This is a genomic window from Algoriphagus sp., assembly GCF_046296635.1.
GTDB lineage: Bacteria > Bacteroidota > Bacteroidia > Cytophagales > Cyclobacteriaceae > Algoriphagus.
On sequence record NZ_JBKBKZ010000011.1, the window covers coordinates 1 to 14,545 of the forward strand.

Here is a 14,545-nt window from a genome sequence, read left to right on the forward strand (position 1 = left end):
AAAACTCCGCTTAACTCCGTGTCCCCAAAAAATAAAACTCCGTGAGACTCCGTGACTAACTCCGCGGAACTCCGTGTCACAAAAAGAACTCATCGAGACTCCGTGAAAGAAATAAAACTCCGCGTAACTCCGTGTCCCCAAAAAATAAAACTCCGTGAGACTCCGTGACTAACTCCGCGGAACTCCGTGTCACAAAAAGAACTCATCGAGACTCCGTGAAAGAAATAAAACTCCGCTTAACTCCGTGTCCCCAAAAAATAAAACTCCGTGAGACTCCGTGACTAACTCCGCGGAACTCCGTGTTCCAACTAAAATGAAGACAGCATTAATCACCGGCATCACCGGCCAAGACGGCTCTTACCTCGCCGAACTTTTACTCGAAAAAGGATACCAAGTTCATGGTATCAAGCGTCGGGCATCCTCATTCAACACCCAACGTATTGACCATCTTTACCAAGACCTTCACGAGGGAACCGTTAATTTCAAACTGCATTACGGGGATCTGACTGATTCCACCAATATCATCCGCATTATCCAGGAAGTCCAACCCGATGAGATCTACAACCTCGGTGCGATGAGCCATGTCAAGGTTTCTTTCGACTCTCCTGAATACGTGGCCAATGTAGATGGCATCGGTACCTTGAGAATACTCGAAGCAGTTCGAATCCTGGGATTGGAAAAAAAGACGAGAATCTATCAAGCCTCAACTTCCGAGCTTTACGGGGGTATGCCGGAGAATAAGAACGAGAAGGGTTTCTACGATGAGAATTCTCCTTTCTATCCAAGATCTCCCTATGGAGTGGCAAAAATCTACGGGTATTGGATCACCAAAAACTATCGAGAAGCTTATGGGATGTTTGCTTGCAATGGAATACTCTTCAATCACGAATCCCCGAGAAGAGGAGAAACCTTCGTCACTCGTAAGATCACTATGGCCACAGCAGCCATCGCCTTGGGGAAGCAAGACTGCTTATACCTCGGCAACTTAGACGCTTTACGAGACTGGGGACATGCCAAAGACTACGTAAAGGCGATGTGGTTAATGCTTCAGCAGGACAAACCTGAAGACTTTATCATCGCCACAGGCAAAACCACCAAAGTCCGTGACTTCGTTCAAATGGCCTTCGCCCACGTCGGCCTCACCCTCCGCTGGGAGGGAGAGGGAGTTGAGGAGGTTGGAATACTTGACGATGTTGATGTTGAAAAATATGCGGCGGCGACTGGACTGAAAATAGAGGTTAAGGGTTTAGAGTTAAGAGTTAAGGATTCCGAGGATCAATCACTACGACAAGGTCACAATTTAACCCTTAACAAATTAACCCTTAACCAATTAACTCTTAACCAAATACTCGTTCGCGTCGACCCCACCTACTTCCGCCCAACCGAAGTCGACCTCCTTCTCGGCGACCCAACCAAATCCAAAACTCAACTCGGCTGGGAACCGGAATATGATCTTGCAGGATTGGTGGAGGATATGATGAGGGGGGATCTAGAATTACATTTGAAAAACAGATACTCTGAGAAGATTCAATTTTAGAAGTTTTAATTTAAAGAAAATTCAAACTGAAAAATCTTAAAATTGGTTTTAAAATGGCAAAACAGAAATTAAAAAAAATTGATATTTTAATCAATGTAAATAAAATTCTAGTCCTATGGAGACATTGATAATTAAAGTAGACAATAAGAAGAATCTTGCTTTTCTCAAGGAGTTGCTTCTTAAATTTAATTTTGTTGTGGAAATTGATGCTGATTCTCACTCTGAACAAAATCAATTTACTGGACACCAAAATGTTGCGGGAATATTGAGTTCTTTTTCAGATGTAAATAAATTGAAGGAAGAAGAAACAATTTGGGACAAAGTGGTGAAGGAGAAGCATGGCGTTCATTGATGCAAATTATATTTTAAGGTATCTCCTTCAAGATCATCCAAAGCAATTTTTGATTGTTAAGGAGGTAATCGAAAATAATGAAATCTCATTATCGGACTTTATTTTGGCCGAAGTAGTCTACGTTCTGGAGAAAGTATATTCAGTACCTAGAAAGGATATAAGAATTACTTTGGAATCTCTTGTAGAATATAAAAACCTATCCGTGGAGAACAAAAACGTTATCATTAGGTCCCTCCAAATTTATTCTGAAAATAAAATTGATTTTGCTGATTCGCTTCTCATCGCATACCATCAAGACAGTTCGAATACTATTCTACATACCTTTGACAAAAAGATTCTAAAAATAATTTCGATCTGATACACCATCTTTACAATTCAATATAGTCAAATAAGCGAGTCCTAAAGGATTAAGGAAAAGGAACCAATTGTCAATACTGAAACAGAAGACTTTAATTTGGCTAATAACATTTGAAATTACTTTTTTAATTATAAAAAACTTCGTGGAACCCTGCCTACCGGCAGGCAGGTCTGTGACTCCTCTGTTGAACTCTGTGTCACTGAAAAATCCAAAACCCAACTCGGCTGGGAACCGGAATATGATCTAGCTGGATTGGTGGAGGATATGGTAGTTTCGGACCTCAACCTGCATAAAAAAGTTTAAAAAGTTTTCAGCTGGTCCAGAAGACTCCAATTACAGAAATCAATTAGTCCAAAGAATTAAGCGCAAATCCGAATTACATTTACTTAGTTAATTAGAAAACAGGCAAAGCGCTTAACTTTATCAAAATGAAACAAATCACTTCCAAAATTCAACCTTCAGATTTTTCTTCCCATCTATTTTGGGATGTAGATTCCGAAAAAGTCGATTTGCAGCAATCAAAAAAATGGCTTGTTGAAAGGGTGTTGGAATATGGGAATTTGAATGATTGGAAAAGACTTAAAACAATCTATGGACAAGATGAAATAAAAAAGGTTGTTGTGACAATTCGATCAATGGATGAAGTGACACTTTCTTTCCTTTGCGCAGTTTTTGATTTAGAAAGAACTAATTTTAGATGCTTTACCAACAAACAGTCAGCCCAAAACTTCTGGAAATCTTGACTGCTTTGATGAATAATCCCTACTTCGGGGAGTTTCATCTGGTGGGTGGGACAAGCCTCGCCTTGCAAATGGGGCATAGGGAGTCTAAAGACATTGATCTTTTTGGCCAAAAGGAATTAGAAGAATTGGAGGTGTCAGATTTTTTATCAGGTTTTGGTAAGGTCCAGATTTTGAAAAAAAGTAAGAATATACTCATTTATACAATCGATGGGATAAAAGTCGATTTAGTAAATTATAGATATCCTTGATTGTATCCTTCCTTGAATCTTGAAAACCTGCGATTGGCTGATCAAAGAGATATTGCTGCTATGAAGCTTAATGCTATTTCAGGAAGGGGAAGTAAAAAAGACTTTATTGATTTGCATTTTTTACTTTCCAAGTATTCTCTTTCTGAAATGATAGGGTATTACAATAAAAAATTCGCAGACGGTTCAGAGTTTTTAGTCCTCAAAAGCCTTACTTATTTTGATGATGCTGATTTGGATGAAACCCCTAAAATGTATTATCCAATAGATTGGGATAAAATAAAATTGTCTGTTAAAAAAGAGGTTAGAAATTACTTGAACTCCATCTAAATGATTTGGTATTCGTTTAACGGCTTAATTATTAACCAATTAACCATCAACTAATTAACTATTATCCTCCCATTCACGAACTCAAAAAACTCCGTGTAACCCTGCCTACCGGCAGGCAGGTCCGTGCCTCCTCTGTGGAACTCTGTGTCACTGAAAAATCCAAAACCCAATTAGGTTGGGAACCGGAATATGATCTTGCTGGATTGGTGGAGGATATGATGGTGTCTGACATTAATTTGATAAAAACACATTCTTTTGGCGGAAGCAGGTTACCAATTCAATAAGCAAGCTTAGTGTTCAAAATTACCCTACAGGACGGAAAGATCTTCGATTGTGAAAGCAATGAATCTATCATTGCTGGAGCGATCAGAAATGGTGTCTTCCTAGATCACAGTTGCCTAACTGGTAGATGTTCTAGTTGTAAATTCAGGATTATCTCCGGCCAAACAGTTTGTGATACTGAGGAAATACCTCTCACTGAATCTGAAAAAAGTGAAGGATATATTTTATCCTGCATTAGAAGACCAATATCTGACATTGCAATTGAAGCTGAGGACTTGAGCGAATATGGACTTATAAAACCTAAAACCGTCCCTGCAAAAATCAATAAAATTACACCTCTTACTGAGGATATTATTTTGGTTAAACTCCGCTTTCCTCCAAATCAAAAACCTTTTTTTCTGGAGGGTCAATATCTAAATGTGATAAAAGGCAGTTTGAAAAGAAGCTACTCAATTGCAAATTCTAACAATGCAGAGGATTTAGAATTGATCATAAAAAATTATCAAGGGGGATTAATGAGTAAATATTGGTTTGAAGAAGCCAAGATAAATGACTTACTCAGACTTGAAATTCCAAAGGGAACCTTCTTTTTAAGGCAACATTCAGGTAAAAGTGCTTTAGTATTTTTGGCCACTGGAACGGGAATAGCGCCTATCAAATCAATATTAGAAAACCCTAAAAATCAAGAACTCATAAAGCAGTATCAGCAAGTGATAGTTCTTTGGGGTATGAAGTATTCAAAGGAGCTTTTTTGGAGTCCATCTCAAGAATTAGTAAAATTTGCTCCAGTTTTATCACGGGAATCTTTACCGAAAAAATATGTCCAAAATTGCCTTGAGGAACTTTCAATTGACTGGAATCACTCCGTTGTCTATGCCTGTGGTTCAGATGATATGATACAAGAATCCAAGCGTAAAAGCATTCAATTAGGATTAAAACCAAACCACTTTTATTCAGATGCTTTTGTTGCATCAAACTAACAGTACAAATATGAAATCGAGCATGACAAAAATCTCAACCTATAGAGACCAGGTCAAACATGCGAGATTCCATGTGGCCTTTTTAAAAAAAAACATAATCACATGAAAGCAGTAATTTTAGCGGGTGGACTAGGAACCCGATTAAGTGAGGAAACCTCTTTAAAGCCGAAACCAATGGTTGAAATAGGCGGTAAACCTATTTTATGGCATATTATGAAATTATATTCGGCTCATGGAATAAACGATTTTATAATTTGCTGTGGATATAAAGGATACGTGATCAAAGAGTACTTTGCTAATTACTTTTTACACCAAAGTGACGTGACATTTGATATGGCAACCAACTCCATGGAAGTTCATCACAAAAGAGTAGAGCCATGGAGAGTAACTTTGGTAGATACAGGAGATGAAACCATGACGGGTGGAAGATTAAGACGAGTTTACGATTACATCAAAGATGAAAAAGCATTCTGCTTTACCTATGGTGATGGAGTCGGTGATATTAATATTTCAAAATCTATAGAGTTTCATTTATCCCACGGAAAAAATGCTACTATGACTTCAACTTTCCCACCGGGAAGATTTGGAGCAATAGACATACAAGGAGATCAAATCAAGAGCTTTAAAGAAAAGCCAAGAGGTGATGGAGCAATGATCAATGGAGGATTCTTTGTTCTCTCTCCAAAAGTGGTTGAAAAAATAAAAGGGGATGCAACGCTTTGGGAACAGGAACCTTTAATGTCATTGGCTGCTGACGAAGAGTTGATGGCATTTAGACATGAAGGGTTCTGGCAACCTATGGATACTTTAAGAGATAAAGTCAAATTACAGGAACTTTGGGAATCCAATCAAGCCCCTTGGAAAATTTGGGAATGAGAAAAGTGGATAGAAATTTCTGGAAAGGAAAACGTGTTTTCCTTACAGGTCACACAGGATTTAAGGGGTCTTGGTTAAGTATTTGGCTGAGTTCTATGGGATCCATAGTCAAAGGATATTCCTTAGCTCCAAATACAACCCCCTCACTTTTTGAGTCAGCAGGTGTAGAATCATTACTCGAAAGCCAGATAGGTGACATTAGGGATTTGAATTCGCTTTCAAAAAGTATGAAAGACTTCAATCCGGATATTCTGATTCACATGGCTGCCCAACCCTTGGTAAGACTATCCTATCTAGAACCAGTTGAAACCTATATTACTAATGTCATTGGCACAGTCAATGTGCTGGAGTCTGCGAGACAATGTCCTAATTTAAAGGCAATCGTATCAGTAACCACAGACAAGTGCTATGAAAACAAAGAATGGGTTTGGGGATATAGGGAAGATGAAGCAATGGGAGGTTTTGACCCTTATAGTAGTAGCAAAGGATGTGCTGAATTAGTTACCTCTGCATATAGAAGATCTTTTTTCAGTAATTCGAATTCGCCAGCTTTAGCTTCAGCTCGAGCAGGAAATGTGATTGGAGGAGGAGACTGGGCGCTTGACCGCCTAATTCCTGATGCTATTAGAGCTTTTGAAATTGGCGAACCAGTGATTATTCGTAATCCTCTTGCTACTCGACCTTGGCAACATGTACTTGAGCCATTAAGTGGTTATCTAATGTTAGCTGAAAGTCTATATTCAAAAGGTCATGAATTTGCTCAAGCTTGGAATTTTGGGCCTGAAGAAAAGGACTGTAAGTCTGTAGAATGGATTCTTGACGAATTGGTAAAAGTTTGGGGCAAGGGTGCAGCTTGGGAATTGGATGAAAATCCCCAGCCTCATGAAGCCCGATTTTTAAAATTGGATTGCTCAAAAGCCAAGACCTTGTTGAAATGGGAACCCAAATGGGGAATTTCAGAAGTCTTGGAAAAAATAAAAAACTGGAATACTCAATTCTATGCTACAGCGGATATGAAGGAGTATTGTTTATCAGAAATAGAAAGCTATGCAAAATAATATGAATGTTGAAGTAGATATCAGAAGCCAAATTATTGAGCTTGTAGAAAAGTTTGCCGAAGAGAAATACATTTCTCGCCCATTCATTCCTGGAGAATCTGTAATTCCACCATCTGGAAAAGTGTTGGGTAAAGAGGAATTGGTCAATATGGTTGAAGCTTCACTCGATGGTTGGTTAACCACTGGTAGATTTAACCAACTTTTTGAAAAGAAATTAGCAGAGTTCCTTGGTGTGAAATATGCCTTATCGGTAAACAGCGGGTCTTCAGCAAACTTGGTAGCATTCAATACACTTACCTCGCCTAGATTGGGAGATCGGGCTATCAAAAAAGGAGATGAGGTAATCGGTGTTGCAGCGGGTTTTCCAACAACGGTCAATCCTATTATCCAATTTGGAGCTATTCCGGTATTTGTGGACGTTGATTTGACAACTCACAATATAAATGCAGATCTTATTGAAGCAGCGATCACTCCTAAGACTAAAGCAATTATGCTTGCGCATACTTTAGGTAATCCATTCAACCTTGACAAGGTAACAGAACTATGCAAAAAGTATAATTTATGGCTTGTCGAAGATACTTGTGATGCATTGGGTGCCACTTATGATGGGAAGATGGTGGGAACATTTGGAGATATCTCTACGCTAAGTTTCTATCCGGCTCACCATATCACAATGGGAGAAGGTGGGGCAGTATTCACGAATAGTGCAGAATTGAAATTAATTGCCGAATCTTTCCGGGATTGGGGTAGAGATTGTTACTGCGCTCCTGGTTGTGACAATACTTGCGGATGTAGATTTGAGCAAAAGCATGGAGATCTTCCTTATGGCTATGACCATAAATATGTTTATTCGCATTCTGGTTATAATTTGAAAATCACAGACATGCAAGCAGCTTGTGGATTAGCTCAATTGGATAAAGCCGATGGATTTATTGAAAAGCGAAGAGAGAACTTCAATTATTTGTATAATAGGCTTCAAAACCTCTCAGAGTTTCTAGAACTTACTACTCCAACTCCTAAGAGTAATCCATCTTGGTTTGGTTTTCCCATTACCTTAAAACCAGAAAGTGGAGTCAACCGAGTGGACCTACTCAGATTTATGGATCAAAATAAAATTGGCTCCAGACTCTTATTTGCCGGAAATCTCACAAAGCAGCCTTATTTCAAAGATGTCGAACACCGTGTGGTAGGTGAACTTACAAATACAGACATCACCATGAATCAAACGTTTTGGATTGGTCTTTATCCTGGATTAGGTGAGGAGCATTTTGAATTTGTTGCGGAGAAATTGGAGGAGTTTTTTGGATTGAATTTTTAAGAATGAAAATTTTTGTAACAGGAGCAACAGGTTTTATAGGATCTTATTTTTTGAATATGCTTTCCCAAGATTCTGAAGTTGAACTTGTGGCTTTGAGAAGAAGCTTACATTCTCAAACAAGAATTTCTTTAACAAAGCAACCACATTGGATTACAAAGCAATTAGATCAAGTAGACAAAGAAGATTTAAAAGGAGTAGATGTAATTGTTCATCTTGCTGCTCATTCTATGAATCCCCCTTATGACACTTTAACCAACTGTTTATATTGGAATCTTAGTGCGCCTCTTAAATTATTTAATGAAGCTTTAAAAGCTAATGTAAATAAATTTATTGTAGCAGGTAGTTGTTTTGAATATGGTATGAGTGGTGAAGAGTATGAGTTTATACCAGTTGAGGCAATGCTAAAGCCTACACTGACTTATGCCGCTTCAAAAGCAGCCTCCTCAATAGCTTTTTATCAATTTGCATTACAAAATCAAGTTAAACTTTCTTATAATAGGATCTTTCAGGTGTTTGGAGAAGGTGAAACGCAATCAAGGTTGTGGCCTTCCCTTAAAATAGCAGCAATGAGCGGGAAAAACTTCCCTATGACAAAAGGCAATCAAATACGTGATTTTATTCCTGTGGAAGACGTTGCTAAATATTTTGTCAAAGAATGTTTGTATAAAGATTTGAAAGACGGGCAACCAATATTTAGCAATGTAGGAAGTGGGAATCCCCAAAGCATTTTGGAATTCTCAAGATATTGGTGGGATAAATGGCATGCCCAAGGAAAACTTCTAATAGGTGTCATACCCTACAGGGAAGGGGAGGTGATGAGATATGTACCAAAAATATAATTAATGTTATCAATAGTAATACCTACTTACAATCGTAATGAAAAAGTTTTACGATTGCTTAATAAAATTAAAACTATAAATAAAGAGTATAAATTATCAGTTGTAGTAATTGATAATAATTCAGATGTGTCAACAGAGGATTTTCTCCGAAATAAAAAATATCAGTTTAGTGAAGAGTTTAAAATCATTAGAAATAATGGTAATGTTGGATTGGGAGGGAATTTAATAAATAGTTTTTTAAATTGTCAAACTCAATGGATGTGGCTTTTAGGTGATGATGATTTGCCACTGGAAGACTCTATTCAAAAAATATTGAATGAAATTGAAAACACCTCCGAACAAGATTTTTTAATAAAATTTAATAGTGAAGCAGGTAAATTTCCAAATCGAAATCTTGAAATTAAAGGAATAGAAAACTTAATTGACTTTTGTGATGATTTTGGATATTATTCCAATATGGTGTTTATTTCCAATTCTATATTTAAAACTAAAATAATCCTAGATGAAACTTTTTATATGTCTAATGCTATAAGAACTATGGCACCGCATTTAGTTGGAATATATAGATGTGTTGAAAAAGGATTTTCAATAAGAGTGGTAAATAAATTTATTACAGAACATGGCCAACCTGAAAATATTCAAGACAAATGGGATTATGAAAGATTAATTTTAGGGTTATTATATTTTAATGATTCTGAAATTGATTTCAAAATCAAAAAAAAATTATTACCTAAATTGTTATTAAATTATCTTGATGGAAAAAAACGGTTTTATAGATTTTTACTTTTATTTCCTTATACAAGCTCAAATGGAGATAGATTTTTTTGGTCAAGTTTTTTGTTAAAAACAGCTGCTTTATATTCTGGATTTCGGTTTTTTTACCTAATTATATTAGGTGTTATAATAAGAAATAAATTTATTAATAATTTTTTTAAATGTGTTTTTAAAAAATACAAACATAATAAAGGTAATAAAATTATGTTTCGAAATTAACTTTATTATTCTAAAACCTAACAAAAGACACCAAAAATTTATTGCTTAGGATCAGATTTTTAAAAACTAAGTTATTACCTTATAAATTTTAGTTTGAAAAAACATTTTTTTGTGGATTTAATCAATGAAACATAATAATTGTAAAGTTTGAATGGAAAACATAAACAGTTTTTTGAAATTTTTAAAAAGTAATGGGAGGACTGCAAAAGCTGGAAAACAAGTAATTTATTCTTTTGGCTTAAGAAGCATAAGCATAGTAATAAGTTTACTTTATGTTCCGCTTATGTTAAGTTATTTAAGCCAAGAGAAATATGGGATTTGGCTTACTCTTACCTCAATATTGGGTTGGTTTAGTTTTTTTGATATTGGGTTAGGTAACGGTTTACGCAATAATCTTGCTAAAGCTTTTTCCAGTGGTGACTTAGGTTTAGGGCGTAAGTATGTTAGTACAACATATGCTATACTTATCTGCATATTTAGTTTTATTCTATTTATATTTCATATTAGTAATTTTTTTTTGAATTGGAATTCTATATTAAATACTCAGACAATAGCTAATAGTGAGTTATATATATTAACTTCTATTGTTTTTTCGTTTTTTCTTATACGGTTCGTTGTCGCTCTAATTTCAGTGGTTTATTTAGCAGATCAAAAATCTTCAATCAGCCATTTTATTAGTACTATAGGAAGTTTGCTTTCCTTTATTCTGGTTTTTTTATTGACCTATTCTTCGATAAAAGAAAATTTAATACTTCTCGGTTCAATAGTTAGTGGCATACCTGCAGTAATTTTTATTATCATTTCGATAATTTCATTTACAGGAAAATATAGGGATATTAGACCAACACTTAAAGAAATTGACTTTAAGTTAAGCAAAGATTTAATGAATCTCGGCGCGAAGTTTTTCTTTTTACAAATTTGTTCTATTGTTATTTTTTCTACTTCAAGTTTCTTTATTGCCCAATTTTATGGACCAAAAGAAGTTGTTGCTTATAATATTGTGTTTACTTATTTTCAAATACCAATAATGGTCTTTTCCATTGTCCTTTCTCCAGTTTGGTCTGCTGTAACAGATGCACACATGAAGGCTGACTTTGTTTGGCTAAAGAAGACCATTAAACAATTAAATATCTTATCTGGTTTGTTTAGCTTTGTGATAGTTTTAATGCTTGTTTTCAGTCAACAAATTTTCAAAATATGGTTGAATGATAAAGTACTGATTACTTATGATTTATCTATTGTAATGGCATTTTATACGATCATTCAAATATGGATTGCACCCTATTCAAATTTTATAAATGGTTTTGGAAAGATAAATCTTACTATGATTTTATCTTTTCTAGGTATATTGGTTTATTTAATATTAATATATTTATTTAGTAATTTGTTTGCCAGTAGTACAGGAGTTGTTTTGGCAATAATTGGCACTAGCATAATTGGATCTGTAACCCAACCATGGCAAACCTATAAAATTTTAAATAGAACAGCAAAAGGAATCTGGAATAATTAATTATAGCGATGAAAATTCTTTGGTTTACAAACACCCCGTCCTTATATGATCAAGGCCATCATCACTATCACGGGGGTGGTTGGATTGAATCCCTTGAAGAATTAGTAAGAGATCAGAAAGGAATAGATTTGGCTGTTAGTTTTTTTCATAAATTTGACAAAGAAAAGATTGTAAAAAATAGAACTACTTATTTCCCTATCCTTCGAAATCCAAAAATAATTAACCCGTTTAAAGTAATAATTAATAATTGGAGGGGAAGATTTGAAGACCATGTTTTCGATAATAAATTTCTAAAGATAATCAATGATTTTAAACCTGATGTTATTCATGTATTTGGTACGGAGGGACCATTTTCAAAAATTCAGATGCTTACTAAAGTGCCTGTTGTAATACATGTTCAGGGTGTTTTAAATCCATGTTTAAATAGTTATTATCCAGTAAATCAATCGGACTGGAGTTTTGTGTTCAACACTAGTTATTTGTTTAATAATCTAATTGGTAATTCACCTAATTTTGAAAAAAAACGATTCTCAACAAAAGCTAAGCGCGAGCAGGATTTTCTTTCTAATGCCAAATTTATAATGGGGCGAACCAATTGGGATAAAATGTTGGCAAAATTATACAATCCAAACGTTCAATATTTTCATATAGATGAAGTATTGCGACCTGTTTTCTATCAAATTGAGTTCATATCCAAACAGCATCCAGATAAACGATTTAAAATTATATCAACCTTATCGCCAACTATTTATAAGGGAATCGATGTAATTCTAAAAACGGCTAGACAACTTAAAAAGCTTACAAATATTGATTTTCAATGGGAAATTATTGGATTAGAGAAAAGTTCAAAATTGTTAAAACATTTTGAAAGTACCGAAAAAATAATGCATCAGGATGTTAACATTATTTGCAGGGGAAGAAAAAAACCTGAAGAAATGATCGAACTGATGCAATCAACCGATGTATTTGTTCATCCCTCATATATAGACAATAGTCCTAACTCAGTTTGTGAAGCTCAGATGTTAGGTTTATCTGTAATTGCATGTGATGTAGGTGGTATTTCAACTCTGGTACAAGATGGAGAAACTGGATTTTTGATACCATCAAATGGAGTATTTGAATTAACTCATTATTTAATCATGTTAGAAGGAGATAAAAATTTAAGAAAAAAAATTGGCCAAAAGGCAAAACATATTGCACTCCAGCGTCATAATCGAGATAAAATAGTAGCTGATTTATTAAAGGTATATTCTAATTTGAGTAGATAAAAATGCAACAAGCTATTATTTTATTCTTTAAAGGATTGAGGATTCTTATAAGAAATCTATTGCAACCTATTGACTATATCATGAGTTATATAATTTTTTACATCAATGGGGTTCATTTTTCTACTTTCAAAAATCAGGGGTGGCCTAGAGTGAATGTTGGAAGTGGTGGAAAATGTGTTATTGGATATGGTTTTAGATCGAACAATCGCGAAATGTCAAATCCTATCGGACGGTTTAATAGATGTAGTATAGTGGTTGGTAATAGGGGGAGCCTCATAATTGGTAATAATGTGGGTATAAGTTCCACTGCGATTGTCTGTCATCATCATATTGAAATTGGAGACAATGTAAAGATAGGAGGAAATGTAGTTATCTATGATACTGATTTTCATAGTCTAAATTTAGAATCTAGAATTGATTCCAAAACAGATAAAGAAGAAACTATAAGAGCTCCCGTAAAAATAGGTAAATACGCTTTTATTGGAGGACACTCTACTATATTAAAAGGAGTTGAAATTGGGGATAATGCCATTGTGGGAGCGTGCTCTGTTGTAACCAAGAATATACCCGAAAATGAAATTTGGGCTGGAAATCCGATTAGATTTGTAAGAAAAAATAATTTATAATAACATTCGTTTAAATATTACATGACTTTTTTATATTTTCAGTTATTATATGTTTGAATCGTCAATTGTATGTTCTTTAATTGTAATATGTAATTATGCATTTAGAAATTTTAAGGCAGAGAAAAGCCTTTTTATTGGATTTGCCATCTTGTTCGTATTTCAGGCTGTTCGGTATGATTATGGCAATGACTATATGTCTTATTTTCATAATTTTAATGAAGTAAAGCATTTGCCATTTAATCATGACACTATTGTTGGTTTTGGAGAAAAGAATAGAATTGAAATTGGATATTTATATTTAATAAAAATTTTCCCATTCTCTGATTTTTATATATTTATAATTTTCTGGTCTTTTTTTAATTGTTTTGCTTATTTTTATTTTATTAAAAAGTACGTTTTTCCGAATTATTACTGGTTTGCCTTAGCGCTTTATTTATTTTGGCCAGGTGGTATGTTGGTTCAATTGTCAGCAATTAGACAAACTATAGCTATTTTTATATTTGTGTGGGCATATAATTTTGCAGAGAAAAGAAATCTATTAAAGTTCATTCTTTTACTATTGTTTGGTGGATTGATTCATAGCAGTATTCTTATATTGATGCCATTATATTTTATAGTTAATCAATATATTTTAAAAGATAAATTAATCTATTTATTTAGTATTTTTTTTTTATTGGTATTATTTGCTGATTCTGGTTTTAAAAATAATATTATTCCTTATGTAGATTTATATTTTAATCAATATTCACATTATTTAAATGATGAATGGTCCGAAAAAATTGCAGAAACTTCAATAAGTCAATCTCTTTTTAGGATTATAACTTTTATTTTAATATTATATGCTTATAAAGTCGGAAATATAATTGAAAGGCGTGTAGCAGTTTTTTCTCTATTTTTCATCCTTTTTAGCTTATTAGGATCTATTCTATTTCTTGTGAATAGACTTTCGATGTTTTTTGTTCCTTTCCTTATTGTATCATTACCACTGGCTCTAAAAAATTTAAGGAATTTTTATTTAAGAAACAGCTTGATTTTTATTATATTATTATATGTTATAAAACAATATTTTACTTTCTTTTATTCTGAAATTTATGGAGGAAGTTATTATGAATATAAGACTATCTTTAATATGTTTTAATTTTTTTGGAAAAGAATAGATTAAGTTCCCGAAATATTGTAAGGATTTTTTTTCAAATCTTTTGGAGGATGCCTGTATTTAGTTGCAAAGCT

At 34.2% G+C, this 14,545-nt stretch carries 16 protein-coding genes; all 16 read left to right on the forward strand.

The features are described 5' to 3' along the window. Window positions 1-313: 313 nt before the first annotated feature. The 16 genes from gmd (at window position 314) to ACK4HU_RS09910 (ending at window position 14,453) form a co-directional block, all read left to right on the forward strand. On the forward strand, window positions 314-1,537 hold the full coding sequence (gene gmd / locus ACK4HU_RS09835) for a GDP-mannose 4,6-dehydratase (RefSeq protein ID WP_409806212.1): 1,224 nt from the start codon (window positions 314-316) through the stop codon (window positions 1,535-1,537). Window positions 1,538-1,652: 115 nt separating this feature from the next. After that, window positions 1,653-1,889 carry a hypothetical protein gene (locus ACK4HU_RS09840; RefSeq protein ID WP_409806214.1) on the forward strand — a complete coding sequence of 79 codons (237 nt, stop codon included), beginning with the start codon at window positions 1,653-1,655 and terminating at the stop codon, window positions 1,887-1,889. Next, the gene (locus tag ACK4HU_RS09845; protein ID WP_409806217.1) at window positions 1,876-2,247 is read left to right on the forward strand and encodes a PIN domain-containing protein; all 372 of its coding nucleotides are present in this window, start codon (window positions 1,876-1,878) and stop codon (window positions 2,245-2,247) included. Before ACK4HU_RS09840 ends, ACK4HU_RS09845 begins: the two co-directional genes overlap by 14 nt. Before the next feature lie 428 nt (window positions 2,248-2,675). Next, on the forward strand, window positions 2,676-2,990 hold the full coding sequence (locus tag ACK4HU_RS09850; protein WP_409806219.1) for a DUF6922 domain-containing protein: 315 nt from the start codon (window positions 2,676-2,678) through the stop codon (window positions 2,988-2,990). Further along, window positions 2,945-3,238: a nucleotidyl transferase AbiEii/AbiGii toxin family protein gene (locus ACK4HU_RS09855; RefSeq protein WP_409806221.1), complete on the forward strand. Its 294-nt coding sequence runs from the start codon at window positions 2,945-2,947 to the stop codon at window positions 3,236-3,238. The genes ACK4HU_RS09850 and ACK4HU_RS09855 overlap by 46 nt, the downstream gene beginning before the upstream one ends. 33 nt (window positions 3,239-3,271) lie before the next feature. Continuing rightward, window positions 3,272-3,565, forward strand: a complete 294-nt coding sequence (locus ACK4HU_RS09860) for a hypothetical protein (RefSeq protein ID WP_409806224.1) — start codon at window positions 3,272-3,274, stop codon at window positions 3,563-3,565. A 293-nt stretch (window positions 3,566-3,858) separates the two neighbouring features. Further along, window positions 3,859-4,827 carry an FAD-binding oxidoreductase gene (locus ACK4HU_RS09865; protein ID WP_409806226.1) on the forward strand — a complete coding sequence of 323 codons (969 nt, stop codon included), beginning with the start codon at window positions 3,859-3,861 and terminating at the stop codon, window positions 4,825-4,827. A gap of 102 nt (window positions 4,828-4,929) precedes the next feature. Then, window positions 4,930-5,703: a glucose-1-phosphate cytidylyltransferase gene (gene rfbF / locus ACK4HU_RS09870; RefSeq protein ID WP_409806229.1), complete on the forward strand. Its 774-nt coding sequence runs from the start codon at window positions 4,930-4,932 to the stop codon at window positions 5,701-5,703. After that, on the forward strand, window positions 5,700-6,761 hold the full coding sequence (gene rfbG, locus ACK4HU_RS09875) for a CDP-glucose 4,6-dehydratase (RefSeq protein ID WP_409806232.1): 1,062 nt from the start codon (window positions 5,700-5,702) through the stop codon (window positions 6,759-6,761). The genes rfbF and rfbG overlap by 4 nt, the downstream gene beginning before the upstream one ends. Further along, window positions 6,751-8,079 carry a lipopolysaccharide biosynthesis protein RfbH gene (gene rfbH / locus ACK4HU_RS09880; RefSeq protein WP_409806234.1) on the forward strand — a complete coding sequence of 443 codons (1,329 nt, stop codon included), beginning with the start codon at window positions 6,751-6,753 and terminating at the stop codon, window positions 8,077-8,079. The genes rfbG and rfbH overlap by 11 nt, the downstream gene beginning before the upstream one ends. A gap of 2 nt (window positions 8,080-8,081) precedes the next feature. Further along, entirely contained in the window at window positions 8,082-8,918 is an 837-nt protein-coding gene (locus tag ACK4HU_RS09885) for an NAD-dependent epimerase/dehydratase family protein (RefSeq protein WP_409806238.1), read from the forward strand. A 3-nt stretch (window positions 8,919-8,921) separates the two neighbouring features. Continuing rightward, window positions 8,922-9,911 (forward strand): glycosyltransferase, encoded by a 990-nt coding sequence (locus ACK4HU_RS09890; protein WP_409806241.1) that lies wholly within the window; start codon window positions 8,922-8,924, stop codon window positions 9,909-9,911. 151 nt (window positions 9,912-10,062) lie between these two features. Continuing rightward, the gene (locus ACK4HU_RS09895; protein ID WP_409806244.1) at window positions 10,063-11,421 is read left to right on the forward strand and encodes a lipopolysaccharide biosynthesis protein; all 1,359 of its coding nucleotides are present in this window, start codon (window positions 10,063-10,065) and stop codon (window positions 11,419-11,421) included. 8 nt (window positions 11,422-11,429) lie between these two features. Further along, window positions 11,430-12,689 carry a glycosyltransferase family 4 protein gene (locus tag ACK4HU_RS09900; protein WP_409806246.1) on the forward strand — a complete coding sequence of 420 codons (1,260 nt, stop codon included), beginning with the start codon at window positions 11,430-11,432 and terminating at the stop codon, window positions 12,687-12,689. 2 nt (window positions 12,690-12,691) lie between these two features. Beyond that, entirely contained in the window at window positions 12,692-13,315 is a 624-nt protein-coding gene (locus ACK4HU_RS09905) for an acyltransferase (RefSeq protein ID WP_409806248.1), read from the forward strand. A 49-nt stretch (window positions 13,316-13,364) separates the two neighbouring features. Further along, on the forward strand, window positions 13,365-14,453 hold the full coding sequence (locus ACK4HU_RS09910) for an EpsG family protein (protein ID WP_409806251.1): 1,089 nt from the start codon (window positions 13,365-13,367) through the stop codon (window positions 14,451-14,453). Window positions 14,454-14,545: the final 92 nt, after the last annotated feature.

What these genes read in the sequence shown, in the direction of transcription:
- gmd (WP_409806212.1), top strand. Translation starts at nt 314, where the DNA reads ATGAAGACAGCATTAATCACCGGCATCACCGGCCAAGACGGCTCTTAC.
- ACK4HU_RS09840 (WP_409806214.1), top strand. Translation starts at nt 1,653, where the DNA reads ATGGAGACATTGATAATTAAAGTAGACAATAAGAAGAATCTTGCTTTT.
- ACK4HU_RS09845 (WP_409806217.1), top strand. Translation starts at nt 1,876, where the DNA reads ATGGCGTTCATTGATGCAAATTATATTTTAAGGTATCTCCTTCAAGAT.
- ACK4HU_RS09850 (WP_409806219.1), top strand. Translation starts at nt 2,676, where the DNA reads ATGAAACAAATCACTTCCAAAATTCAACCTTCAGATTTTTCTTCCCAT.
- ACK4HU_RS09855 (WP_409806221.1), top strand. Translation starts at nt 2,945, where the DNA reads ATGCTTTACCAACAAACAGTCAGCCCAAAACTTCTGGAAATCTTGACT.
- rfbF (WP_409806229.1), top strand. Translation starts at nt 4,930, where the DNA reads ATGAAAGCAGTAATTTTAGCGGGTGGACTAGGAACCCGATTAAGTGAG.
- rfbG (WP_409806232.1), top strand. Translation starts at nt 5,700, where the DNA reads ATGAGAAAAGTGGATAGAAATTTCTGGAAAGGAAAACGTGTTTTCCTT.
- rfbH (WP_409806234.1), top strand. Translation starts at nt 6,751, where the DNA reads ATGCAAAATAATATGAATGTTGAAGTAGATATCAGAAGCCAAATTATT.
- ACK4HU_RS09885 (WP_409806238.1), top strand. Translation starts at nt 8,082, where the DNA reads ATGAAAATTTTTGTAACAGGAGCAACAGGTTTTATAGGATCTTATTTT.
- ACK4HU_RS09890 (WP_409806241.1), top strand. Translation starts at nt 8,922, where the DNA reads ATGTTATCAATAGTAATACCTACTTACAATCGTAATGAAAAAGTTTTA.
- ACK4HU_RS09895 (WP_409806244.1), top strand. Translation starts at nt 10,063, where the DNA reads ATGGAAAACATAAACAGTTTTTTGAAATTTTTAAAAAGTAATGGGAGG.
- ACK4HU_RS09900 (WP_409806246.1), top strand. Translation starts at nt 11,430, where the DNA reads ATGAAAATTCTTTGGTTTACAAACACCCCGTCCTTATATGATCAAGGC.
- ACK4HU_RS09905 (WP_409806248.1), top strand. Translation starts at nt 12,692, where the DNA reads ATGCAACAAGCTATTATTTTATTCTTTAAAGGATTGAGGATTCTTATA.
- ACK4HU_RS09910 (WP_409806251.1), top strand. Translation starts at nt 13,365, where the DNA reads ATGTTTGAATCGTCAATTGTATGTTCTTTAATTGTAATATGTAATTAT.